The sequence below is a fragment of the Bdellovibrio svalbardensis genome, assembly GCF_029531655.1.
Lineage (GTDB): Bacteria > Bdellovibrionota > Bdellovibrionia > Bdellovibrionales > Bdellovibrionaceae > Bdellovibrio > Bdellovibrio svalbardensis.
Genome location: NZ_JANRMI010000001.1, coordinates 977333 through 1000818 on the forward strand (window position 1 = coordinate 977333; position 23486 = coordinate 1000818).

Consider the following 23486-nt stretch of genomic DNA (forward strand, 5'->3'; position numbering starts at 1 on the left):
CATGAGCTTACCTAAGATATCCATTAGCAGACCTATTTTTATGACCTGCGTGACTATCGCCATTGTGGTAGTCGGCTGGGCTTCATTCAAATCCATGAGCGTTGACTTATACCCGGATGTTTCTATTCCGGTGGTCACCGTCCAAACAGTTTATAAAGGGGCAGGACCGGCAGAGATTGAAACTCTGGTCAGCCGTCCTATTGAAGACGAAGTTAGTACCATCTCTGGTATTAAACGTATGACTTCTAAAAATATGGAAGGCGTCTCGCAAGTGATCGTGGAGTTCATCAGCTCTGTGGATTCAAAATACGCGGAACAACAGGTTCGCGATAAAGTAAATATTGCGAAACCAAAACTTCCTGAGGAAGTTGAAGACTCCGTCATCAAAAAGTTTGACCCTTCGGACACACCGATTGTCATGCTTTCGTTAACAGGCGATCTTTCCGATGCCCAACTTTATGATATTGCCGACCAAGTTATTAAGCCGCGCCTGGAGCAGGTCAATAACGTCGGGGCGATTGAAATTCTGGGTGGTCGTAAAAGAGAAGTTCACGTCCTGCTAGATCGTGCAAAACTTAAAGCCCGTGAAATCTCGGTTTCTCAAGTTGCGGCCCAAGTGGGCGCGATGGGGGAGAACATTCCAAGCGGTAAGGTCAATCAGGGCGGTAAAGAGCTCGTATTCCGAGGCTTGGGAGAATTCCGCAACGTTCAGGAAATTTCCGACACTCTCGTGAATCTTTATGGCAATGAAGTGCCGACTCGTGTGGCGGATTTGGGTGTTGTGAAAGATACTGTCGAAGATGAAAAGTCTCGCGGTTTCGTGGATGGCAAGAAGTCCATCTTCCTGCAGGTTTATCGCCAATCCGGTTCAAACACCGTGAAGGTGGCTGATGACGTCTTCAAACAAATGGCTAAAATTGAGCCTGAACTGGCGAAGATGGAAGGTGCGCCGAAAATTCAACTAGTGACAAATGCCTCTCAAAAAATCAGAGACAACGTGGCGGACGTGAATGAGACGATTATTATCGCGATCATTCTGACCGTGATTACGGTGTTCTTCTTCCTGGGAAGTGCACGCACCACTTTGATCACGGCGTTCTCATTGCCGGTTTCATTGGTGGGCGCTTTCATGTTGATGAAAATGGCGGGTTTCTCGATCAATATCGTTTCGATGCTGGCGTTGACTCTCGCAGTCGGTCTTCTGGTCGACGATGCCATCGTTGTCGTGGAGAATATCTATCGACGCATGGAATTGGGCGAAGACTCCATCGTCGCCGCTGAAAGAGGAACCACAGAGATTCAGATGGCCGTGATGGCGATCTCTTTGGTGGTCATCGCGGTGTTCGTGCCGGTAGGTACGATGTCAGGGACTATCGGTCAGTTTTTGAAGCAGTTTGGTTTCACTGTCGTGTTCTCAATGATTATTTCTTGGTTCGTGGCGATGACTATCATCCCAATGTTGACGGCTTACTTCGGTGGGTCAGGTCATGGTGGGGCTGGTCACGATAAAGAGGCGCATAAGCCAGAGTCTTTCTACGACAAAACTTTGGGTCGTATGGTGAAGGGCTTTGACCGCTTCCAATCTTTGCTTGAAAGAATTTACGAGAAATTCCTTAGAGTCACTTTACGCCATCCTTTGATGACGATCGGTGCGACTCTTTTGGTGTTCTTCCTGAGTATCTATACCGTTACCAAAGTTCCGGGTACCTTCATTGCCGATGACGACAGCGGCGAGGTGACCGTTACATTGGAAATGGAACCGGGCACGAGCTTGGATGGTACAAACAAAGTGGGTGAAGAAGTCGATAAGATCATCCATAGCAATTCCAATGTTTTGTACACAACTATGACCATCGGAAGTATCTATGGTGAGGCAAATAAAGCCTCGTTCTATGTTCGTCTTAAAGACGGTAAAGAACGTGGTATGAAGACTGAGATTTTCAGAGATAAACTACGTCAGCAGTTGGCGGGCTTCTCTTATGCAAATCCAGTTGTTAAAAAATACGATGCTTCAGGTGGTATGGCGGCTCAACCATTCATGTTGAATATCATTTCTCCTGATCCTAAAGATCTTGAGAAATATGGTATGCAAGTTTATGAAGCCCTGAAAAAAGATCCACGCCTAAAAGACGTCGACTCAAACTTCCGTGCAGGTAAACCAGAGCTGCAAGTTCATGTTAAGCCAGGTGCTGCAAAAGCTTACGGGATTAACACAAAAACAATGGGTGGCGAACTTCGTGCACAAGTTGAAGGGATGACGCCGGCAAAATTCCGTGAAAAAGGCCGTGAGTACGATGTTCGTGTTCGCTTGAATGAAGATCAACGTGACTTGAAGAAAACATTCAACCAGGTTTATGTGCCGAATATCAATCGTAAGCTGGTGCGTCTGTCTGATGTTGCCAATGGTGATTTGACATCGGGACCGGCATCTATCGAGCGTATGGACCGTGGTCGCTATATCCAGATCACAGCCGGCTTGGCTCCAGGTGTGGGTTTGAGTGATGTGGTGAATGACGCCGTAAAAATGATGAGTCAGGGCGATACGAAATTCCCATCGGGAGTTCGTTATAACTTCGGTGGTGATGCGGAGAATATGCAAGAACTTGCAGGTTCAACGATCTTGGCGTTGGGCTTTGCCGTGATGTTTATCTATCTGATCCTGGCGAGCTTGTATGAATCTTTCATCACGCCAATCACTATCATGGTGGCATTGCCACTGGCCCTTTGCGGTGCCTTCTTTGGCCTGTATTTGGCGAATGAAATTATGTCATTGTTTGCGGTGTTTGGATTCTTCATGCTGATCGGGGTTGCGGGTAAGAATGGTATCTTGCTGGTCGACTTTACAAATCAGATGATGGCGGAAGGAAAGAGCCGCGCAGATGCCTTGGTGCTTGCGGGTAAAACTCGTTTACGTCCGATCCTGATGACGTCATTTGCCTTGATCGCTGGTACATTGCCAGTGGCCATCGGTATGAATCCGGCTTCAAAATCCCGCACAGCCATGGGGGTTGCGATTATCGGTGGTATCCTTTCATCGACGATTCTGACTTTGATTGTCGTTCCGGCCGTGTTTACATACGTCGATCGCTTTAGAATTTGGGCTAATAAAATTGGCGGCAAAATCACGACAAACAAAAAAGACAGCACAGCAGAGCAAGCGTAAATAAATAGCCGGCTTCGCGGCCGGCGCAGTATTGATCGGAGATAGGTTATGGCAAAGTTATTTATTCAAGAGCTACCTAGCCGCGAAGAGATTCACAAGACAGCTTCCGAGCTGCACGCGGGTGTCGAAATGGATGCCTGGGTCTTGCATTCAAATTTGCTCTTTATGAAAGTCGCAACCGAACTGGAAATGAAGTTGGACAGCTTGCTGTCTGAATATCAACTTTCCAGTGGAAGGTTTACCTTGTTGTTTATTTTGCGCAACTCTCCAGAAGGCTTGATGCCATCTGTTCTGGCGCAAAAGGTGGGCGTGACCCAAGCGACGATATCGGGGCTGTTGAACAGTCTTGAAAAGGCGAACTTGATCGTGCGCGAGACCCATCAAAGGGACGGCCGTTCTTTTGTGATAAAGCTCACAGAAAAGGGCGACAGTACGATCAAAGAGATTTTCCCGCGTTGGTATCCCTTTATCCAGTCTTTCTGGGGGCAGTTTGCTGACGATGAAAAATCGAATCTAGACCGTCTTTTGGAACGTATGATTCACACGACCACCCTGCAAAAGGCTGAGCAATAACAGCTTCGGCCCATGCAATCCTGCAGTCTTGATCCCTCCAAGGTCTTTTTGCTCTACTATTTTGGTATGAGCATTTGACCGAGGAGGACCCAATGATTCCCAATCCATCTCAAGACAGCGATACAGCGAAAGCCATTAAGGCTTGTTTTTCTTGTTCCAGAACCTGTTTGGAAACTCTTCAGTATTGTCTTCATCAAAAAATTTCGAAGTTTACCGGTAAGCAGCTCGCGGTGATGCAGTTTTGTTCTGATTCCTGTCAGTTGGCCGCAAGCATGATGATGGCTGATCTTAATACTCAACACCAGAGCTGTGAATTGACGTTTGAATTGTGCACGCGATGCGCAGACGAGTGCGAGCGATATCAAGACGATACGGTCTTGAGCCGTTGCGCCGAAGAATGCCGCCGTTGTGCAGAAATCTGTCGAGGCATGGCTGGAATGACGGTACAGGTTCGCAGCCCTAGCAAAGAGAGCGGAAAGTCAGCTAGGGCCTAGAAGGCTGTTTGGAAACTACAGTGGTGTGATGTCGTCGATAATGCCAGCTCTCATCATCATTTGAAAAAGCTGGGAAATCTTATCGGGTGACATCGAAGTGGGTTGCTCTGCAAGAGCTGCGGAGACGGATTTTCCATCCCGAAGCTCTTTCAGAATGCGAAACTCCTCATTGGCAATTTTCTTCACGTATATTTTTTTATCTTTCTTATAAAGAAGCAGATTTTCTGGAAGCTCCCAATCAATATTTTCAAACTCATATTGAGGCTCTTTGCGCCGTGTCCAGATGTCATAAATTGCATAGGGGCTTTCGAAAAGTTCCATGGCTTCGACAAAACTGACTTTAAAGTCATCTTCATTCATCAATTCCTGAATTCTTTCGACTGTAAGTGGATCAGGGCTGGGGGCGTGGAAGATATTTTTAAAGCGCCATTCAAAGCGTGCCAGATCAAAGACAAAAGGGATACCTTTGATGGCCGGGTGGAGACGGATGAAATCTGGAAAACTGGCGCCATAATCCGACAGGTTGTATGAGGTGGAGGGCTGAGTGTCGATATAGTTTTGGCAGACCTCCTGAAAAATGTGATCGCCCAAAACCCAATGAACCCCTTCAAAGGTTTCATCCAGGGCTTCGGTGAGACGAGCAATGTAAGCTTTGTGGTAGACCTCAAAAGCCTCTTTGAGCTTCAGTTGTCCTCCGGGCTTGAAGGTTTTTAAAACTTCAGGATCCGCTTCCCCAGGAAAAAGGGTCTGCTTTTTAAACAAAGATTGGACTTCTTGCAGTTTCATTTGATTTCTCCAAAATAGACGCGGCTTTGAGAATTTCAGCTTCAAGTTCGCGGAAGTCAGGGATGTTGTCATCGCGTTCAATACACACAGGAATATGGCGGATCTTTGGCGCAAGTGTTTTAAACAGACTCCAAACCGCATCCGGAATATCTTCGGCATGTGTATCAAACAGATGGGTGCCTTTATCTGTGGGGCCGGCCAAATGAATCTGTGCCACGCGCTCGAGTGGAATTGCATTCAGGTAAGTTCGGGGATCATAACCGTGATTGTAGGAGTTAACATAGACATTGTTAATATCCAGCAGAAGCCCACAGCCGGAGCGTTTAGATACTTCAGCGACAAACTCCCACTCAGTCATTTCATTGGCGCGGAAGCTTAAGTAGGTGGAAACGTTTTCCAGAACCAAAGGTGTTCGCAAATAGTTCTGAACAAAATCAATATTTTCAATCAGGCATTCCAGACTTTCTTGCGTATAAGGGAGGGGCAATAGGTCATGCATGTTTTGGTGGGAGGTGGCGGTCCAACAAATGTGATCAGAAACAATGAAAGGCTCCACTCGGTCTATGAGATCACGCAGCTTATTCAAATATTCGATGCGCACCCCGGAGGCGCTTCCAATGTTCATGCCCACGCCATGAAGAGCCAAGGGATAATCCTTGCGAAGAGCGGTGAGCATTTCCAATGGACGCCCTCTGGAGTCCATATAGTTTTCTGAAACTGCTTCAAACCAAGCGACTTCAGTTGTCGGGCTTGTTTCTAGATATGGATAGTGGGGCGGGCGTAAACCCAGCCCCACTTTATGAGAATGAAATTGAGATCGCATTTAGGCACCTTTGTCTGCTTTGAATTTCCCGTGAGCCGCTTCGCATTTTTCTTTAGTCATTCGGAGCCAACCTTTGCCTTTGCAGGAGTTTTTTCCCGCGCAGCCATGGCCTTTTCCGCCACAGTCACCTTTGCCTTTGCAAGAATTCACTCCATGGCATTCGCCCTCGGCGGTGGCGGCATCCGGTTTCTGCGAGTCTGCTCCGTGTGCTTGTAAACTGACACTCAAGGCTCCCGCAGCCAGAAGACCGCTGATTGCTGCTTTTGTAAAAGTACCTTTTGTCATAGATGAAATACTCCCTATTTCCTGACTACTTTGCTTTTGCCACCATCGCTTCACCATCAATACTGATTTTCACTTCGTCACCAACGACAAAACCACCGGCTTCAATCGCTTTGTTCCAAACAAGTCCAAAATTTCTTCTGTCTATTTTTGTCTCAGCTTCGAACGCGACACGACGATTGCCCCATGGATCCGTAACAGCCCCTTTGTATTCCACTTTAAGGGTCACAGGTTTTGTGACTCCGTGAATGGTTAAAAGACCTTCCACTTTTTCAGGCTTGGCGTGGTCGTAAATTGTTTTAGTACTTTTAAATGTCAGTTTTGGAAATTTTGTGACGTCCAGGAAATTAGGTCCGCGTAAATCTTTGTCGCGATCCTTCTCGTTGGTATTGATGGAGTCCGCTGCGATTTCGATAGAAATATTATCGAGCTTTTGAGTTTTCTCGTCGAAGTCGAAGGTGCCCTCAAACTTGTCAAAGCGACCTTTTACTTTAGAGACAACCAAATGAGGCACCGTGAACTGTATTCCCGTATGGGAGATATCCAAAGAGAATTTTTCTGCGAAGGCAGTGCTCGTGGCCAATGAAACTAGTAATGCCGGAAGAAGAAGGCGCATGGAAGTCCTTTCGATGGAGGGAGTAAAATGTTGCTATTCACTTTTTTTGAAGTGCCCTGTTTTTACAAATTAAGATTAGGTAAGACGCTGAGTTGGAGGGTGGCTTTGTTTAAAGACACTGATGTCTCAAGTTTGAGCGCTTGGAATGAGTGTCGATATTATTCTAGGCAGTGCCTACTTCTTATTCGCTCATAGACAATAGAAGGGCTGCACGGGTGGCCCTAAACCTGCATTACCTTATAGAAGGATCACTAACGGCTTTCTGGGGGAACTATGATCATGCGAATACTTTTGCTTGCAGGAATGTTTGTCAGTTGTGTTGGCTGCGCCTCCTTGAAGAAAGCGGTTACATGGGGTGATCCCACCAAGAGCGACTATATTATGGATGCACCTATGGTTACCCCTGAGAAAACTGTACAGCTAAAGAAAAGCCGTAACATCGCAAGTAAGAGAAATTAAACATATGTATTAATATTGTGCGGACCACAGTTCTGGCCCCACTTTGAGGCTGCACATCAGAGCCACAATGTTCCCCGGAATTTTGGGAGGAACGATCCGCTGACAATATCTTTGGGCTAGTTTGTGCCACTAGACACTCCAACTCCGTTGTCAACTCAACGGGAAGTTGTTGAAGTGAACTAATCATGAGCATCAATCATTTTAGAATTATCATCTGTGGTCTTGCGTTGTTATGGAGTGTTGCTTCTTCTGCGCAAGATGCGAACTCTGATCCCGAGCAAAAAGATATCGACTTTGTTGAGAAGTTGCTCGAAACGAAATCGGTCGAATTTAAAAATGCTCCGCCGTCACATGCAGCACCGGCTCAGAAAAAGCAGAAGGCTGAGTACTCGACAGTCCAGTCGGAGTCTTTCTATTCAGATTTAGCGACGATTCAGAAAAACTATATGCCCAAAACTGAACGAGTTCAGTTGAGTGGCGGTCTGACACTTCTTCCGTCAGACGTTTTTTATCGCACCCTGGGTTTGAACATTAAAACCAGTTACCACTTTAATGAAACCTGGGGAGTAGAAGCTTTTGGATATGTTTTCACGTCGCAGGCACGTGATGAAGTCAGCAAACTGGAATCTGTTCAAAAGCTTTCAGTCAAAAGTCTAGTTTCCTTAACCAGCTTTTATGGATTGAATCTCTATTTCAACTCTATCTATGGAAAAACATCCTTCCTGAACAACCGAATCATTCCTTTCGAGGTCTATCAAACATTGGGTGTCGGCAAAGTCCGCACGCAAAGCTCAGAGGAAGTCTCTAGCATCCAAGTGGGAATCGGTGACATCTTCTCTTTATCCAGGTCATCTGCATTACGAGTGGATTTGAATTGGGCCTTCTATAATGCCCATAATTATTTGGGGGAGGAGCAAGCCTCCAATTCACTATTTTTGACCGTGAGTTACGGTCGCTTCTTCCCGGAGCCTTCATACCGATGAAAAAAACTCTTACTTTCATTGCAGCATCTTTTCTGGGTCTCAACTTCGCCTTTGGAGCTTCACCGACTGCGTTGGGGTTAGCGGGGCAATCTCTGCGAAAACAGGAATACCGGAAGGCAAGTAATCAGCTCTATAAGATTGTTTTTTCTTCTGATGCTGATGCCAACACTAAAATGCAGGCGCGTTATTATCTTGGTGTTGCTCTGATGAAGCTTAAGCTATATCAAACGGCGGCCTTTCCTTTGATTATCAATGCAAGAGTGGCTTCGCCGAAAATCGCGCAGCGGTCCTTTGAGAAACTGGTTTTAATTTCAGATAATCTCAATGACTCGGGTCTTCTCGATTACACCTTAAAGAAACTTGATGCCAATGATTTGGGCGAAATTGCCAAAGAGCTCTATTACAACCGCATGGGACAGGCTCTGATGCGTGAGGGAAAATACGCAGAGGCAGTCACCTATCTGCAGAAGTCTTTGCAAATCAAACCCGATAATGATGAGACTCTCTATACTCTGGCATTGGTTTATCTAAAAGAGAACAAGGCCACGGAAGCCTTGCCACACCTGCAGAAGCTTTATGATAAATATTTTTCTCTTCCCTCAACCAACGTGAAGCGGGGGTCTGCGGCGATGGCCATGGCCCGCGGATATTATCAAGCGAAACGCTGGGAAGATGCGGTAAATACTTACCGTGAAATTCCCAAGGATCATGCGCTTTACCGGGAAGCTCAGATGGAACTGGCTTGGTCCCTGTTTAGAATGGCCAAATTCCGAAGTGCTATGAGTGCTATTCAAACCCTGCACACTCCGTTTTACGAAAACTTCTATGATCCGGAATCTTTGACTTTGCGAAGTATTATTCTGCTTTTTGCATGTCAGAACTCGGAAGCGGAAAAAGCTTTGATCAGCTTCCGAAAAAACTATTCTTCCGCGTTCACGACACTGTCGGACATCAACAACTCCGATCAGAAGCCTGAGTACTTCTTCAGTCAAATCGAGGAGTCTCAGAAATATTTGAAGGCTCTGAAAAATGGTACAAAGCCAACTTATAGCGGCCAGGTTCCATTCTTTATCGTCAGGGCTTCGATGGAAGAACCGTCATTGAAAAATAAACTGTCCTATTTTGATCGAATTCAGCAGGAAAAAAATCGACTCGCTAAAGTGTTCAATCAACCGGAAGACGCGGCTCTTCGAAAGTACGCCTTGAAAATTTTGAACTCGCGACAAAAGAATGTTTCTGCTGAGGCGGGGACTGTCTTAAGAAACTCTCTGATTGCCAAAAGCAAAGAGCTTGCCCTGCTTGACGGCGACTTGGATTTGATCGGCTATGAAGTTCTGAATGCTCAGAAGAAAGAAGCACGGGCCGATTATATCAGAACTGTGAACAACTCAGAAGGCAGTCAAATCAATGCCGATGATACCCGAGACTTCTATGTGAAGAATGGTTATCGCTACTGGCCTTTTGAAGGTGAGTACTGGAGAGATGAAATCGGCAACTATCAATATCTTGGGGTAAATCGCTGTGACAAAGAATAGCTTAATGTTGGTCATGTTGCTTTTTTTCTCTCTGCAATCTTTTGCGCAAGATAAAGCTCCGGATAAAGCCCCGGCTAAAGCAGCTGTTGCAAATAAAAAAACCAAAAAAGTCCAAGTGTCCTTTGATGACGAATTGGTCAAAGGCGCAACTGAAAAACCTGATTTGAGCAATATGAACACTAAGACAGACTTCAATTATAAAAAGCTCATTCGCGTAAGAGAAAACTTTGTGAACGAGATGGAGGGGGGCCTCGATGATTTCAAAGGCAACTAAGATCCTCCTAGTGCTCGCTCTGAATTTATTTGCACTGAGCAGTCAGGCGACTGTTATACAATTTGATGCAGACGAATTGCCGACGGAGTCCGTGGTCCCAATACTTGACAGCAATATGGCAGTAAAGAACAAGGCCATTCCTCTTGCGGGACGATTGGAAGTGGGGCTCTTTACAGCCTCTGTCATCGATGAGATGTTTTTTAATAACAGTCTTTGGGGTTTTGAAGCCTTTTACTCATTTTCTGAAGACAAAGCCTGGGGCTTGAAATACGCCGATCGCATGTCTGGACTAAGCAGTTATTCGGATCAGTTTCAAAGCACTTCAGCAAAGCCGAGTTTTTCAAAAGCTCCGGCTCCGAGTTCAATTTTGACAGCGTCTTATCGTTGGACGTTTCTTTATGGGAAAATGAGTCTTTCCAAAAGCATGGTTCTGCCAACGATGTTTGCGACAGAAGTAGATGCGGGTGCGAATAAGGTCGGAGGTCAGTCTTTGCCTTATACATCTTTTGGAATCACCCATAAGTTGTTTTTTAAGAAACATGTTGGTGTCGGTTTGTCATACAGACTGCTTTTGTATCAAACTTTGGATCCTGTTTCAGTGGATTTGGGAAGTGCAGCACCGACGCCAAGTGAGTCAGATTTCTCCAAGAAGATCCAATTGAGCCAAAGCTTGGATATCGCACTGTCTTATTTGTTTTAAAATGGAACACAACTGCGCGTTGGGCTCCATTTGTGAGATGTAGATTTATTTAACAAAAATATAAGTTAGACACACATTCTCAGATACGTTTGAGGAGAAGCTTAAAATAGGGGGTGCACAATCTTTGCATCAAAGTTTGTTTATCGATCAGGGGGAAGTATGAAGATCAGAGTATTGCAGGTTGTAACGATTGCAGCGATTCCAGTTCTTCTTTTGGGATTCCAGAACTGCGCCAAATTGGGAACGAACGGTATCGCCGTGGGTGATAAAGTTTTGACTGCAGAATCAGTTGAAACCATCAGTCCTATGGAGCCAGTTGGCGGTCTTCCGAACACGCCAAGCACTCCAGAAGCTGGATCTGAAGTTTCTGGTGGCACGGTTCCTAGCAACCCAGAAGTTGTCTCCGAGGAGCCTGTTAAAGAAGAACCAGTTAAAGTTGTTGAAACTCCAGCTCCTCCAAAAAACAATGGTGGCGGTTCTGGACATGATGAAGTTAAAAATCCACCAGCAAATAATGGTGGCGAAGTTGCAGATAATTCTGATGATGAAGAGGATGAAGTTTCGACTCCAGTGGTGGATGTAAAGCCACCTGTTGAAATCGAAGATGCCGAGGTGGCGGACGCAATCAAGTATTGTGAGCAACGTGCTGCGCAGGCGAATCCTTCAGCAAATCTTGATTTGAAGTTTAACCATGAGAGCTTTGAAATTGATGCTGCCAAAGTAACTGCTATCAAAGGCAATTACGGTGGTCAGAGTGCGGTGAGAGCGACTGGAGAAGGCGCTTTGGCCGGAGACATTCAAGTGAATCACACATCGTTGGTGATTTGTGGATTTGCTAAAATCGAAAGCATCAAAGGTGCACAGGATAACATTATTGTTGTTGGCGGCGACATTCAAAGCCTTCAGCTTAATAACTCGACAATCGCTTTGGTTAACGCCAGTGCGAATCAAGTTAAGGGCGCAAACTTGATTATCAAGAAGTATTCCCTTAAGTAAAACTTCCTGAATCCTGATTGGACATAAGGCAAAAAAAATCCCCTGATCTTGCGATGAGGGGATTTTTATTTTTATCAGCTTCAATTCTTTAGAACTTCAGTAAAGCTTCCACATCGAGCTTCCCGCCGGAAACTGTTTTGTCAGAGAGATTTGGAAGTTTCTTCGCGGAACCGATAAGGGCCGCTTTCACATCCGCATAGGTCTTCTCTGGATGGGCTGACCAGTAAAGAGCGGCAGCGCCAGCAACATGCGGGCACGCCATAGAAGTGCCATCCCAGGTCGCTTTAAAGCCGAATTTATCAATCACGATGTCAGAATACTTATTACCCACCATTGTTGAGTAAACAGCAACACCAGGAGCCGCGATATGCACAGTCTTCACGCCCCAGTTGGAGAATGAACCCAAGTTGTCGCGCACATCAATAGCCGCTACGGAGACGATGTTATCGTGCGGATAGGTTGCAGGGTAAGAAGGCTTAGGATCAGTGTCATTGCTGTAGCCTTTGCCTTGATGGCCGTTGCCAGCCGCTGCCACGAAAAGAACATCGTGATCTTTTGCGTATTGAACAGCATCACGCAAAGCTTGGTTCTCTTGGCCTTCAGCAGGGTCTTCCCCTTCAGAACCCCAAGAGTTGCTCAAAACCTTGGCGCCATTATCCACAGCATACTTAATAGCTTTAATTGCATCAGCTGTGGTGCCTTGGCCTTTCTCTGTGATGAAGCGAAGAGGCATGATCTTTACGTTTGGTGCAACGCCAGAGATACCTTTGCCGTTGTCGCCGCGAGCGGCAACGTTTCCAGCGCAATGGGTGCCATGGCCTGGGTTGCCGCCTTTGAATAAGATATCCAAAGGATCCATCGCAAGGTCATAAGGCTTGTTGTCATTGGCAGCGAAGTCCCATCCGATCACATCGTCGATGTAGCCGTTGTTATCATCGTCAATGCCGTTGTTTGGAATCTCTTTAGTATTTCTCCAGATATTTGGAAGAAGATCTTCGTGAGTATAATCGACACCCGTATCGATGACCGCCACGATGAAGTCGGGATTGCCCTTGGTCACCTTCCAAGCTTCCTCAATTCCAATGTTCAGCATGCCCCATTGTTTTGGGAAGAGAGGATCCGCACCAGTTGTTGCTTGCGGAGCGTCAGGGATGGCAGGGTTGTCTGCAGCAGCGAGAGCTGTTGGCTGAGGATTTCTGCGAATCATTTTCGCCAAAGCTGCACGACGAAGTGAGTCTTGAATTTGATAATCATCCATCAAGGAGATTTTATAGTTGGGTTGAACAAACTCAACAGCAGGATTTTTTGTGAAATTATGCAGGCTGAAATTCTTAGGGGCGAGCACTCGAACCCAGGAATCAGTGATCTTTTCGACTTTAGCGCCTTGAAATTCAACTTCCGTAAACCCAGGTGCCAACTTAATAAGCAAATCTTGGGTTTTATGCTGTGCTGAATGTTGCGCTGGGGCTGACAAACCGAACGAGAGAAGGGCAGTTGCGACGTACAGGGCCACTTTGTTCATGTTTTTTCCTCCTTGATGAAAACTACTATCAATCGAGCGCGAGAAGGTCACCACGTGGTGTGGCGGTCTCATGTGTAGAGACATAGTAAGGTGGCCCGACGGATGTAGAGTTGAAATTTGAGTTTGTTAGTAAATGAGAGGAGAATCAATTTCATTACTCGCATTTGGAAGGGTGCGTTGAGGAAATCAGACGCGGGCCCTATAATGAGATATCTAGTTGTCAGGATTACGGATTTTCACTATTACTTAATGATAGCTAATTGAAATTGCAGAGGTGTATTTATGCACAACAATCCAGTGCAGGGTTCAGCGTCGCATGGCGGGGCTTCAGGAACTCAAGCAGTAGATGATATGTCGCGAGATTTCGCGTTCACATCGAAGATCGATCACATCGTAGCATGGGGTCGTAAAAATTCTTTGTGGCCAATGCCGTATGGTACTGCTTGTTGCGGTATCGAATTCATGTCGGTGATGGGGCCGAAGTATGACCTAGCTCGTTTCGGAGCTGAGGTTGCACGCTTCTCTCCACGTCAAGCCGATCTTCTTGTTGTTGCGGGTACGATCACAGAGAAAATGGCTCCGGTCATCACTCGTATCTACCAACAAATGCTTGAACCAAAATACGTCATCGCAATGGGCGCATGTGCAAGCTCTGGTGGTTTCTACCGCGCTTACCACGTTCTTCAAGGCGTAGACAAAGTTATCCCTGTCGATGTTTACATCCCAGGTTGCCCTCCAACACCAGAGGCGGTGATGGACGGTATCATGGCTTTGCAACGTATGATCGCTACAAATACTCCACGCCCTTGGAAAACAAACTGGAAGAGTCCATATGAGCAAGCTTGAGACTTTAAAACAAAACCTAGCTGGTAAGTTCAAGGTTGAGAATTTCAAATTCACTCACGCTGTAGGTGATGACATTCTTGAGGTTCCAAAAGAAGACGCTCCGAAAGTGATTCTTTTCCTAAAGGAAACCGGCCAATTCGACTTCTTGATGGACGTATGCGGAGTGGATTATCCAACTCGCGAAAAACGTTTTGATGTCGTTTACAATTTATTCTCTTCAAAAGACAACTCTCGTTTGCGTATCAAAGCGCAAGTGGGCGAAGGCGAGTCTATCGGAACTGCGATTCCCGCTTTCCGCGGTGCTGACTGGTTTGAGCGCGAAGCTTATGACATGTTCGGTATCATCTTTGATGGCCATCCAAATCTGCGCAGAATTTTGACTCACCACCAATTCGTGGGTCATCCACTTCGTAAAGACTACGATGCCAATCACCAACAGGCTTGTACGACTTCTTTGCCAATTCATTTCAACAACGAGCCGGGCTCTCCTGGTAACGTATTGAATGATAAATATGTTCCTTTGAACATCGGTCCGGCCCATACAGCAATGCATGGAACTCTTCGTGTGATGGCTGAAATGGACGGGGAGACTATCGTTCGTTGTAACAACGAAATCGGGTACCTTCACCGTTGTTTCGAAAAAATGGCGGAAACTCATCCGTACAATCAAGTTATCCCTTATACAGATCGTTTGAACTATTGCTCGGCGCCGATGAATAACATCGGATATTGCAAAGCGGTTGAGCGTATCTTGGGTGTGGAAATTCCAGCGAAGGCGCAGGCAATGCGTGTGATCCTGGCGGAACTTTCTCGTATCATCGACCATACGATTGCTATCGGTACGGGCGCGATGGACTTGGGTGCTTTGACTTCATTCTTCTTCATGTTCGGACTTCGTGAGCAAGTTTACGGCTTGTTCGAAAAACTTTGCGGAGCTCGTTTGACTGTATCTATGACTCGCGTCGGTGGTATGGCTCAAGATGCGCCGGAAGGCTGGTACGATGAGGTTTTGGCACTTTGTAAAGAAATTCGCAGAGGCACAGACGAGATGGCTTCGATGGTTTTGGATAACAAAATCTTCATCAACCGTACTCGTGGTGTTTGTCCAGTAAGCGCGGCTGACGCTATTCAATGGGGCTATACCGGTCCTTTGCTTCGCGCAGCGGGCGTGAACTTGGATTTGCGTAAAGCGACTCCTTATTATGGATATGATTCATTGGATTTCGACGTTCCAGTTGGAACTTCTGGTGATATCTATGACCGTTACCTTGTTCGTTTCGAGGAAATGCGTCAGTCCGTTCGTATCGTTGAACAAGTCTGCAAAAACGTTCCTGGTGGCGATTACACAATCCGCGACAAAGGCATCGTTCTTCCAGAGAAAAAAGACGTTTACGGCAATATCGAAGGTTTGATGAATCACTTCATGTTGATCATTAAAGGTCTTCGCCCACCAGTGGGTGAAGTCTACGATGCAACAGAAGCAGCGAATGGTGAGCTTGGTTTCTATCTCGTAAGTGATGGTTCCGCGAATCCATATCGTTTGAAAGTTCGTCCACCGTGCTTCGCGATCTATCAGTCTTATCCGACGGTAGTAAAAGGGGCTCAATTGGCAGACGCGATCGCAACAATCGCTTCTATGAACCTTATTGCCGGCGAACTTGATCGCTAATTTTTGGGGTAAGTAACAATGTTTAAACTTTCTGAACAAGGTTTGGCTGACGTAAAAAAAGAACTCGCTCGCTACGAAGCGCGTGAGTCTGCGATCATTCCAAGTCTTTATATTGCTCAAAAAGAAAATAAAGGCTTCATCACGCCGGATATTATCCGTCACTTGTCTCAAGTGATGGATATTCCTGAGGCGCGTATCAATGAAGTTTTCAAGTTCTATACGATGTTCAACCAAAAGCCTGTGGGTAAATACCATGTGCAAGTGTGCACAAATATTTCCTGCGCTTTGGAAGGTGGCCGTGAAATGGCTTCCCACATCTGTCATGAACTTGGCGTGAAATACAATGAAGTGACTGCGGACGGTCGTTTCACAGTTAGCAAAGTTGAGTGCTTGGGTTCTTGTGGAACTGCGCCAATGATGCAAGTGAACGACACTTATCACGAAAAACTCACTCCAGAGACTGCAATGAATCTCTTGAGAGGTATGAAATAATGGCTGAAGTAAAACTACTTACAGAATTCTATCATTTGCCAGAATATCAAACTTTGGCGGGTTACAAAGCTAAAGGCGGCTATGCAGTTTTGCCGACAGCTTTGAAAATGCAACCTCAAGCGATCATCGACGAAGTGAAAGCTTCTGGTCTTCGCGGTCGTGGTGGCGCGGGTTTCCCGACGGGTATGAAATGGGGCTTCTTGCCGAAAAACGGTGAGCCTCGCTATTTGTTGTGCAATGCCGATGAAGGTGAGCCTGGTACATTCAAAGATCGTATGATGATGGAGCGTGCTCCTCACCAATTGATCGAAGGTATGATCATCTCGGCTTTCGCAGTGGGATCTCATAAAGGTTATATCTACGTTCGTGGTGAATACGTTTACCCGATCGAAGTTTTGAATAAAGCGATCAAAGAAGCTTACGATGCAGGTCTTCTTGGTAAAAACATCTTGGGTTCTGGTTTCGACTTCGACCTTGATGTGTACCGTGGTGCCGGCGCCTATATCTGCGGCGAAGAAACTGGAATGATCTCATCTTTGGAAGGCTTGAAAGGCCAACCAAAATTGAAACCGCCATTCCCTGCGGTTCAAGGCTACTTGAGAAAGCCAACTATCGTTAATAACGTGGAAACTTTGGCGGCAGTCACTTACATCATTAAGGATGGTGCGGCTGCTTATCGCAAGCACGGAACTGAAAAATCTGCGGGAACAAAATTGTTCTCAGTATCTGGTAACGTGATGAAGCCAGGTAACTACGAAGTTCCACTCGGCTATCCTTTGATGGATTTGATCATGAAAGAGTGCGGAGGCATGAAGCCAGGTCGTAAGCTAAAAGCGATCATCCCTGGTGGTTCATCTGCACCGATTTTGACAGCTGAAGAGTGCGCAAAGGCCAATATGGATTACGAATCACTAGCGGGATTGGGCTCAATGCTTGGTTCTGGCGCAGTGATCGTGATGGATGACTCTCAATGTATGGTTGATATGTTGGGTGTTTTGACTCACTTCTATGCACATGAATCTTGTGGTCAATGTACCCCGTGCCGTGAAGGTACTGGATGGTTGGATAAAATCCTTCATTCAATCCTTGAAGGCCGTGGTCGTTTGCAGGATATCGATTTGTTGATCAAAGTTGCTGACAACATGAAGGGCAAAACTATTTGCGCTCTTTCTGATGCAGCAGCATTGCCTGTGTTGAGTTTCGTTAATAAGTTCAGAGACGAATTTGAATTCTATGTTCGTGAAGGACGCTCGAAAGTAAAAGGGACTACATATGCCGAAAATAACCATTAATGGCAAAGAAGTCGAAGTAAAGGAAGGCACCTCGATCATCGAGGCTATGCAACAGTCGGGCGATCGCATTGCTCACTATTGCTGGCATCCGGGTCTAAGTGTTGCCGGTGTTTGTCGTCTTTGTATGGTGGAGATCGAAGGAAATCCACGCGTTCAGATCGCATGTAACACGATGGCTACTGAAGGTATGAAGATCAACAACACATCCGAAAAAGTTCGTGATGCTGTTAAGTGGGGACTTGATTTCCATTTGATCAACCATCCTTTGGATTGCCCTATCTGTGACCAGGCAGGTGAGTGCGGACTTCAAGACCAATACATGGAGTACGGTAAGTACGATCCTGAAATGGCTGAGCCGAAGCAAAAGAAACACAAGGTTGTGGACTTGGGCCCAACTGTGGTTTTGGATTCTGAAAGATGCATCCTTTGCTCTCGTTGTGTGCGCTTCACTGAAGAAGTCTCTAAAACTAATGAATTGGGTCTTTTCAACCGTGGTGACCGCACTGAAATCGGCACTCATGATGGAATGCCTTTGAATAACAAATATTCTTTGAACACTGTGGATATCTGCCCAGTGGGTGCATTGACGTCGAAAGACTTCCGTTTCCGTCAAAGGGTTTGGTATCTAAAAGATTCAGAAACTGTATGTAACGGTTGCTCAACTGGCTGTAACGTTAAAGTTTACTACAATCGCGAAGGTTTCTTCCGCGTAAAACCTGTTTACAATGAAAAAGTAAACGGTCACTGGATGTGCGATGAAGGTCGCGAAATCTATAAGTTTGTAAACAAAGACCACCGTTTGTTGAAAGCTCAAGTTCGTAACAACACTGGTTGGACTGAAATGCACGCAGGTGCAGCGGCGAAAGCGGCCTCTGAAGTTGTTAAGTCAACAGCAGCAGACTCTCTGGCGTTGGTATTGACGGCTCAATACACTGTTGAAGAATTTGATGCCATCGTTGGTACTTTCGTAAATGAATTTAAATCTAAGAAGGTCTACTTCTGGATTAACAACAAAGAGTCTTTCGATGAATTTGACGGTCTTCTGCTTCGTGGTGACAAAAACCCGAATACCAAAGGCTTGTTGAAAGTTCTTGAAAAACACGGAATCTCTGCAACTTGGAACGAATTGTCTCAAGGTCTTGCAGCTGGTTCTATCAAAACTGTTGTTGTTGCGGGCCCAGAAAACCAAGCGGTATTCCCTGACTTCGCAGATCGCGTGAAAGAGCTTTCAAAAGCTCAAAACTTGATCTGGTTGCAAGCGGGTAAGAACGAGGCCTTGTCTGCTTTGACGGGCAACGTTTCATTGATCCCTATGAAAACTTTCGTAGAGAAAGATGGAACATTCATCAACCACGCGGGACTTGAACAAAAATTCAAGAAGGCAACGGTTGTGGTTTCTGAAGCACTTACTTTGACTGAGGCGGCATTGTTGCTTGCAGGTAAAAACCTGGCGATCAATGCTTCACCAGCAAATGAGTTCATGCCGATGAACCAACGTATTGACCAAGTTGAAGTTGAAGCTCGTAAGAAAAACGAGTTCGTATTTAAGAGAGGTAGCCTATGAGCGTAATGCAAAACAACTCTGAAAAGGCCAAATGGTACTTGCCGGGTGTTTTGGGTGGTCTTTGGATCACTGGAAAGCACTTGGTAGGCAATCTTTTGAATCGTAAAAAAATGATGACCTTGAATTATCCTGAAGAGAAGTATGACTACTCTCCAAGATTCAAAGGGAACCATGTTTTGACAGTAAAGAAAGACGGATCTCTTCGTTGCACGGCTTGTATGTTGTGCGCGACGAACTGTCCTGCGGAATGTATCAAAATCGTAGCAGCGGAACATAACGATCCAACGGTCGAGAAATTCCCAATTGCCTACGAAATCGATATCCTCCGTTGCGTATTCTGCGGTTACTGCGAAGAAGCCTGCCCAGTGGATGCAATCCGCTTGGGACCTGAATGGCAAACTCCGGCTGTGAACGGTGGAAACTTCATCTACGACATCAATCACTTGGCTTATCGCCCAAATCTTAAGGGTGGTATCCAAACTCACGTTGACGACGAAGAACGCCACAAGCAGGGGATCTAGACCGCCTTGCACTCCGACTTCGTCGGAGTAGGAAATTGGAAATAAAAAAAGAGGACGGGCAAAATGCCGGTCCTCTTTTTTTTATGGCGAAGCCATTGAGCTCTAACTGGAAACGACTATTTGCCGCAGACATCCAAACGGATTTTAACTGTTGCTTGTCGGTCAGTCTCGATCTCGGCAAAGATCGATAGATCTCCAAGGTACTGCCCAGTTCTGAAGCCAACCAGGGTATATCCTCCTCTGATTTCAATAGATCTCTGGATGATTTCTTCAGCATCCTCTACCGTTCCATTGTAGCAGAGGATCGGCGCAAACAAGACATTGGCAGGGACTTTAGTTTTCTTAGTAAGAATAGTGATTGCTTGGTTGCTACTGACGGCGATGAAAGGTTCGCTTTTGGCCATAGCATTGAAACCACAAAGTAATGAAACTAGCATAATGATCTTTTTCATAGGTTCTCCAAAATAAGTTAATCCGCTCTAAAGGTTGCGGAGTGAATTCCCCGTTATCCAACCGGCGCGGCTCTAATCACTAACTTCTAGTGCGATGATCATTCCAAGGTGGATTCAAATATAAGCGAGGATAACTCTGTGGCCATCGTTTAAGCCACAGGGACCCAGCCAAGGAATGTCACCGAAAAGGTACCTGCTTCTTTTTTGGGTCTACACCGCATTAAACTTGCAACCGCGGGGAGCATCGCCCAGACTTTCTAGTAGGGGGAAATTTTATGAAAAATCTTTTAGCAGCATTGTTTTTGGTTTGCGCTCCGGTCTTGTCTTTTGCGCAAAGCATGGGGACTTTCGCAGTAGAAGCAAAGCCTGTTGATCAATATTATCGTTATAGTTTTGGTAGTGTGAATGTGGGCTTTAATATGTATGCCGACTTCACTTTGACTGCAAATCCAACTGAAACATTGGAAGTGAAAGGCATCTCCATCAGTGGTGCTATGTACGACGCTCGTACAAATTGCCCTAAGGTTTTGAACCCTGGTCAAACTTGTACGACACGTGTTTACTTTACACCGCGTATGGAAGGTGGACATTGGGGAAGACTTTTATTCGTGCTGAATGATCACAACATCGTGATCGATCTTTTTGGCAATGGATGGAAACACTAGTTTTTAAAATTCCATGCTAGGAAATAAAAAAGGAAGGCTTTGGCCTTCCTTTTTTTATTTTAGCTTTCTATTCCTGAATCCCCAGACTCGAGTCCACATCCTCATGGCTCTCGATGGTCCCAGTCAGCTTACAGCGAACCAAAGGTTTATAAACCGTGTAAGCTCCTCGCACTTCCGACTCGTACAAGACGATTTCACTGACATGAATTTTACCAAAGCTTTTTCGCTTGAATGGAGAAAGCATGTCTTTGACGCTTTTTGGATTGCGAAGGCGGGCAAAAGTGATGTGTGGAGTATAGTCACGCTGCTCCGGCTGAGGCAGAAGATCGTTTTTAGTCAGTTCCTCTTCCAGAGCCGTTTTGAATTCATTCAAATATCTTTTATTCTGTACGCCCAGCCAAAGAACGCGTGCATCCTGTTCGCTTGAGAATGCGCCGACATCTTCAACCTTCAAGTCAAACGGGGCAAAGCGAGTACAGACTGTTTCTAAGGTATCAGCAAGCTGAGGAACTGCCTCTTCATCCATGGGACCAATAAAAGTAACAGTCGCATGGAAGTTCTCAAGCGGAACCCATTTCATGACCATTTCTTTTTTGTCGGCTATAATTCGAAGTTTCTTATAGATAGGTAGAAACGTTTTCTCTAGAGGATCACTGGCATTCAAGGCAAAGAACAATCGTTTCTTCATGCATAGATATTAACTTGGGTTGTGCGAAGGACCAAGGTTTAAAACTGAAATTGCCCAGAAAGTCCCTCAGCTCAGACACAAACGAGATAGCAGGCGGGTTTAGCGACAACCAGCCTGCTATACACAAAATTACTTATCTTTGACTTTGGGAGGGAAGATCAAAGAAGCGGCAATGGAGCCACCAATTAGAGCGGCGATGACCCCCAATGAAATTCCAATCGGGAACTTGCCGTCGAAGAGGTTGTTCAACCAAACCATTTTCAATCCAACGAATATCAAGACGGCTGCAAGACCGAACTTCAACAAATGGAATTTGTCGACCACGCCGGCTAGCAAGAAGTACAAAGAGCGTAATCCCAGAATCGCGAAAATATTTGAAGTAAACACAATCAACGGTTCTTTTGTAATCGCAAAGATCGCAGGCACTGAGTCCACGGCAAAAATCACATCCGTAAATTCAAGGAAGATCAGAGCGACAAAAAGCGGAGTCGCCATGCGCAGGCCATTTTCTTTGATAAAGAAGCGATCCTCATGCATGCGATCCGCCACTGGAAAATAGCGTTTCATCAAGCGAATCAACCAGTTCTTGGAAGGATCAACGGCTTGGTCGTGAGAGAACATCATCTTGATACCGGTAAAGATCAAGAAAGCTCCGAAAATAATAACCACCGCGTGGTATTGCATAAGGACGGATCCCAGCGCAATGAAGATAGCGCGGAAAATCAAGGCGCCGATAATGCCATAGAAGAGAACCCGGTGCTGATATTTGGCGGGAATGCCAAAGAATCCGAAGACGACGACGAATACGAATATATTATCGATGGAAAGAGACTTCTCAATGACATAGCCAGTGAGGAATTCTAAGGCGGTTTGTTTCGCGACACTGGGATCGCCAAATTTATCGAGAGTGTACCAATATAGACCGGCATTAAAGATGAGGGCTAAGCTAACCCAGACAAGGGACCATGCAGTGGCTTCCTTGAAGCTGACAGTGTGGGATTGCTTATGGAAGACGCCTAGGTCAAGGGCAAGCATGCCAATTACGAAGCCCAGGAACGCCAGGTAGAACCACCAATATTCAGCCATAGGAAATAATAAATCAGGTATCAAGAGACCTCCTCAATAAAAGCATAGTAACTGCTTTCTTTACTTTTAAAAAATCGATAATCTTAAGGAAGTTATTCGCTTTAAACGAAGGGTTTGGGACATGCAGTGGCTGAATTATCATCATCTTCAATATTTCTATACGATTGCCCAAGAGGGAAGCATTGCGAAGGCTGCTGCTAAATTAAATATCGGCCAGCCAACTCTGAGCACCCAATTGAAACAGCTGGAAGAGTCGCTGGGGCGTCCACTATTCGAAAGAAGCAAGCAGCGTCTGCATCTTACCGAGGCTGGAAAAATTGCATTTGAATATGCGGATCAAGTGTTTCGAATTGGCTCTGAAATGATTGAAGCCTTGGAAGATCGATTGCAGAATAACCGCATCCACGTGCAGATTGGGGCCTTGGACAGTGTGCCCAAGCATATAATCAAGGAAGTGATTTTAAAGGCCTATGAGGCTGGCAACTGTATGGTGTCAGTGTTGGAAGGTGCGGGGGATAAACTTCTTCGCGAACTTTCAGCGCATGAAGTGGATCTGCTTCTTTCGAATTATGCTCCCTCAGTGGATTTTCAAACTGTCTATGCAAAATCAGTCGCAAAAATCGATGTTGTCGTTTGTGCCTCAGAAAAATACAAGCATCTTAAGAAGAATTTTCCGAGATCCCTGGAAGGTCAGCCTTTCGTCTTTCCAACGATTCACAGCAAGCTTCGCCGCGATATAGATCATTATTTTTCAGTGAATGGCATCAAAGTCGATTGCGTTGCCGAGACTCAGGATACCAGTCTGCAAACGCTGCTGGGAACAGAAGGGGTCGGTCTCATCCCTATTGCTGACGTAGTTGCCAAAGACCTGGTCAAGGAGAAGAAGCTTGTTGTCTTGGGCAAGCTCAATGGAGTTTATGAAGAGATTTGGTTGATGGCAGCAAGCCGAAAAATCGAGAACCCCATCGTCGCTAAGTTGATGAAAGAGTTCTCGCTAAAATAAGG

25 protein-coding genes are annotated in these 23486 nt (G+C 45.7%); 17 read left to right on the forward strand and 8 right to left on the reverse strand.

Going from position 1 to position 23486, the window contains the following annotated elements:
• Position 1 precedes the first annotated feature (1 nt).
• The 3 genes from NWE73_RS04600 to NWE73_RS04610 all read left to right on the forward strand — a co-directional run bounded on the left by NWE73_RS04600 (position 2) and on the right by NWE73_RS04610 (position 4230).
• Positions 2 to 3163 carry an efflux RND transporter permease subunit gene (locus tag NWE73_RS04600; protein ID WP_277577108.1) on the forward strand — a complete coding sequence of 1054 codons (3162 nt, stop codon included), beginning with the start codon at positions 2 to 4 and terminating at the stop codon, positions 3161 to 3163.
• A gap of 48 nt (positions 3164 to 3211) precedes the next feature.
• Positions 3212 to 3736, forward strand: a complete 525-nt coding sequence (locus NWE73_RS04605) for a MarR family winged helix-turn-helix transcriptional regulator (protein WP_277577109.1) — start codon at positions 3212 to 3214, stop codon at positions 3734 to 3736.
• Between the two features lie 92 nt (positions 3737 to 3828).
• On the forward strand, positions 3829 to 4230 hold the full coding sequence (locus NWE73_RS04610) for a four-helix bundle copper-binding protein (RefSeq protein WP_277577110.1): 402 nt from the start codon (positions 3829 to 3831) through the stop codon (positions 4228 to 4230).
• A 15-nt stretch (positions 4231 to 4245) separates the two neighbouring features.
• Here NWE73_RS04610 and NWE73_RS04615 read toward each other — a convergent pair whose 3' ends face one another.
• The 4 genes from NWE73_RS04615 to NWE73_RS04630 are packed head-to-tail and all read right to left on the reverse strand — an operon-like array spanning position 4246 to position 6737.
• Complete coding sequence (locus tag NWE73_RS04615) at positions 4246 to 5016, reverse strand: HvfC/BufC N-terminal domain-containing protein (RefSeq protein ID WP_277577111.1); 771 nt, start codon at positions 5014 to 5016, stop codon at positions 4246 to 4248.
• Complete coding sequence (bufB, locus tag NWE73_RS04620; RefSeq protein ID WP_277577112.1) at positions 4985 to 5839, reverse strand: MNIO family bufferin maturase; 855 nt, start codon at positions 5837 to 5839, stop codon at positions 4985 to 4987. The genes NWE73_RS04615 and bufB overlap by 32 nt, the downstream gene beginning before the upstream one ends.
• The gene (gene bufA2 / locus NWE73_RS04625) at positions 5840 to 6124 is read right to left on the reverse strand and encodes a BufA2 family periplasmic bufferin-type metallophore (RefSeq protein ID WP_277577113.1); all 285 of its coding nucleotides are present in this window, start codon (positions 6122 to 6124) and stop codon (positions 5840 to 5842) included.
• Positions 6125 to 6149: 25 nt separating this feature from the next.
• Positions 6150 to 6737 (reverse strand): YceI family protein, encoded by a 588-nt coding sequence (locus tag NWE73_RS04630; protein ID WP_277577114.1) that lies wholly within the window; start codon positions 6735 to 6737, stop codon positions 6150 to 6152.
• 273 nt (positions 6738 to 7010) lie between these two features.
• Here NWE73_RS04630 and NWE73_RS04635 point away from each other — a divergent pair, with 273 nt between their 5' ends.
• The 6 genes from NWE73_RS04635 to NWE73_RS04660 all read left to right on the forward strand — a co-directional run bounded on the left by NWE73_RS04635 (position 7011) and on the right by NWE73_RS04660 (position 11684).
• Positions 7011 to 7196 (forward strand): hypothetical protein, encoded by a 186-nt coding sequence (locus NWE73_RS04635; RefSeq protein ID WP_277577115.1) that lies wholly within the window; start codon positions 7011 to 7013, stop codon positions 7194 to 7196.
• A 185-nt stretch (positions 7197 to 7381) separates the two neighbouring features.
• On the forward strand, positions 7382 to 8179 hold the full coding sequence (locus NWE73_RS04640; protein ID WP_277577116.1) for an outer membrane beta-barrel domain-containing protein: 798 nt from the start codon (positions 7382 to 7384) through the stop codon (positions 8177 to 8179).
• A complete protein-coding gene (locus NWE73_RS04645; RefSeq protein ID WP_277577117.1) occupies positions 8176 to 9714 on the forward strand; it encodes a tetratricopeptide repeat protein in 1539 nt (512 codons plus the stop codon). Before NWE73_RS04640 ends, NWE73_RS04645 begins: the two co-directional genes overlap by 4 nt.
• Positions 9715 to 9727: 13 nt before the next feature.
• A complete protein-coding gene (locus NWE73_RS04650; RefSeq protein WP_277577118.1) occupies positions 9728 to 9988 on the forward strand; it encodes a hypothetical protein in 261 nt (86 codons plus the stop codon).
• Complete coding sequence (locus NWE73_RS04655) at positions 9969 to 10688, forward strand: outer membrane beta-barrel domain-containing protein (protein ID WP_277577119.1); 720 nt, start codon at positions 9969 to 9971, stop codon at positions 10686 to 10688. Before NWE73_RS04650 ends, NWE73_RS04655 begins: the two co-directional genes overlap by 20 nt.
• Before the next feature lie 159 nt (positions 10689 to 10847).
• Complete coding sequence (locus tag NWE73_RS04660) at positions 10848 to 11684, forward strand: hypothetical protein (RefSeq protein WP_277577120.1); 837 nt, start codon at positions 10848 to 10850, stop codon at positions 11682 to 11684.
• 88 nt (positions 11685 to 11772) lie between these two features.
• Here NWE73_RS04660 and NWE73_RS04665 read toward each other — a convergent pair whose 3' ends face one another.
• Positions 11773 to 13206: a S8 family peptidase gene (locus NWE73_RS04665; RefSeq protein ID WP_277577121.1), complete on the reverse strand. Its 1434-nt coding sequence runs from the start codon at positions 13204 to 13206 to the stop codon at positions 11773 to 11775.
• 282 nt (positions 13207 to 13488) lie between these two features.
• On the opposite strand from NWE73_RS04665, the gene NWE73_RS04670 reads away from it, so the two are divergent.
• Genes NWE73_RS04670 through NWE73_RS04695 form a run of 6 tightly spaced genes read left to right on the forward strand, consistent with a single transcriptional unit; the run spans position 13489 to position 19590 of the window.
• Entirely contained in the window at positions 13489 to 14052 is a 564-nt protein-coding gene (locus NWE73_RS04670; RefSeq protein ID WP_407652926.1) for an NADH-quinone oxidoreductase subunit B, read from the forward strand.
• Positions 14039 to 15721 (forward strand): NADH dehydrogenase (quinone) subunit D, encoded by a 1683-nt coding sequence (nuoD, locus tag NWE73_RS04675; RefSeq protein WP_277577122.1) that lies wholly within the window; start codon positions 14039 to 14041, stop codon positions 15719 to 15721. The genes NWE73_RS04670 and nuoD overlap by 14 nt, the downstream gene beginning before the upstream one ends.
• 18 nt (positions 15722 to 15739) lie before the next feature.
• Complete coding sequence (locus NWE73_RS04680) at positions 15740 to 16213, forward strand: complex I 24 kDa subunit family protein (RefSeq protein WP_277577123.1); 474 nt, start codon at positions 15740 to 15742, stop codon at positions 16211 to 16213.
• Positions 16213 to 17505 carry an NADH-quinone oxidoreductase subunit NuoF gene (gene nuoF, locus NWE73_RS04685; RefSeq protein ID WP_277577124.1) on the forward strand — a complete coding sequence of 431 codons (1293 nt, stop codon included), beginning with the start codon at positions 16213 to 16215 and terminating at the stop codon, positions 17503 to 17505. Before NWE73_RS04680 ends, nuoF begins: the two co-directional genes overlap by 1 nt.
• On the forward strand, positions 17486 to 19069 hold the full coding sequence (locus tag NWE73_RS04690) for a 2Fe-2S iron-sulfur cluster-binding protein (protein ID WP_277577125.1): 1584 nt from the start codon (positions 17486 to 17488) through the stop codon (positions 19067 to 19069). Before nuoF ends, NWE73_RS04690 begins: the two co-directional genes overlap by 20 nt.
• The gene (locus tag NWE73_RS04695) at positions 19066 to 19590 is read left to right on the forward strand and encodes a NuoI/complex I 23 kDa subunit family protein (RefSeq protein ID WP_277577126.1); all 525 of its coding nucleotides are present in this window, start codon (positions 19066 to 19068) and stop codon (positions 19588 to 19590) included. Before NWE73_RS04690 ends, NWE73_RS04695 begins: the two co-directional genes overlap by 4 nt.
• A 116-nt stretch (positions 19591 to 19706) precedes the next feature.
• Here NWE73_RS04695 and NWE73_RS04700 read toward each other — a convergent pair whose 3' ends face one another.
• Positions 19707 to 20042, reverse strand: coding sequence for a hypothetical protein (locus NWE73_RS04700; protein ID WP_277577127.1), 336 nt, complete (start codon positions 20040 to 20042; stop codon positions 19707 to 19709).
• A 275-nt stretch (positions 20043 to 20317) separates the two neighbouring features.
• Between NWE73_RS04700 and NWE73_RS04705 the strand changes: the two genes are divergently transcribed.
• Positions 20318 to 20707: a hypothetical protein gene (locus NWE73_RS04705; RefSeq protein WP_277577128.1), complete on the forward strand. Its 390-nt coding sequence runs from the start codon at positions 20318 to 20320 to the stop codon at positions 20705 to 20707.
• A gap of 67 nt (positions 20708 to 20774) precedes the next feature.
• Here the strand turns inward: NWE73_RS04705 and thpR are convergent, their stop codons facing one another.
• Both thpR and NWE73_RS04715 read right to left on the reverse strand, forming a co-directional pair.
• Positions 20775 to 21395, reverse strand: coding sequence for an RNA 2',3'-cyclic phosphodiesterase (gene thpR, locus NWE73_RS04710; RefSeq protein WP_277577129.1), 621 nt, complete (start codon positions 21393 to 21395; stop codon positions 20775 to 20777).
• A gap of 129 nt (positions 21396 to 21524) precedes the next feature.
• Positions 21525 to 22481 carry a TerC family protein gene (locus NWE73_RS04715; protein ID WP_277577130.1) on the reverse strand — a complete coding sequence of 319 codons (957 nt, stop codon included), beginning with the start codon at positions 22479 to 22481 and terminating at the stop codon, positions 21525 to 21527.
• A 121-nt stretch (positions 22482 to 22602) separates the two neighbouring features.
• Between NWE73_RS04715 and NWE73_RS04720 the strand changes: the two genes are divergently transcribed.
• Entirely contained in the window at positions 22603 to 23484 is an 882-nt protein-coding gene (locus NWE73_RS04720) for a LysR family transcriptional regulator (protein ID WP_277577131.1), read from the forward strand.
• Positions 23485 to 23486 lie beyond the last annotated feature (2 nt).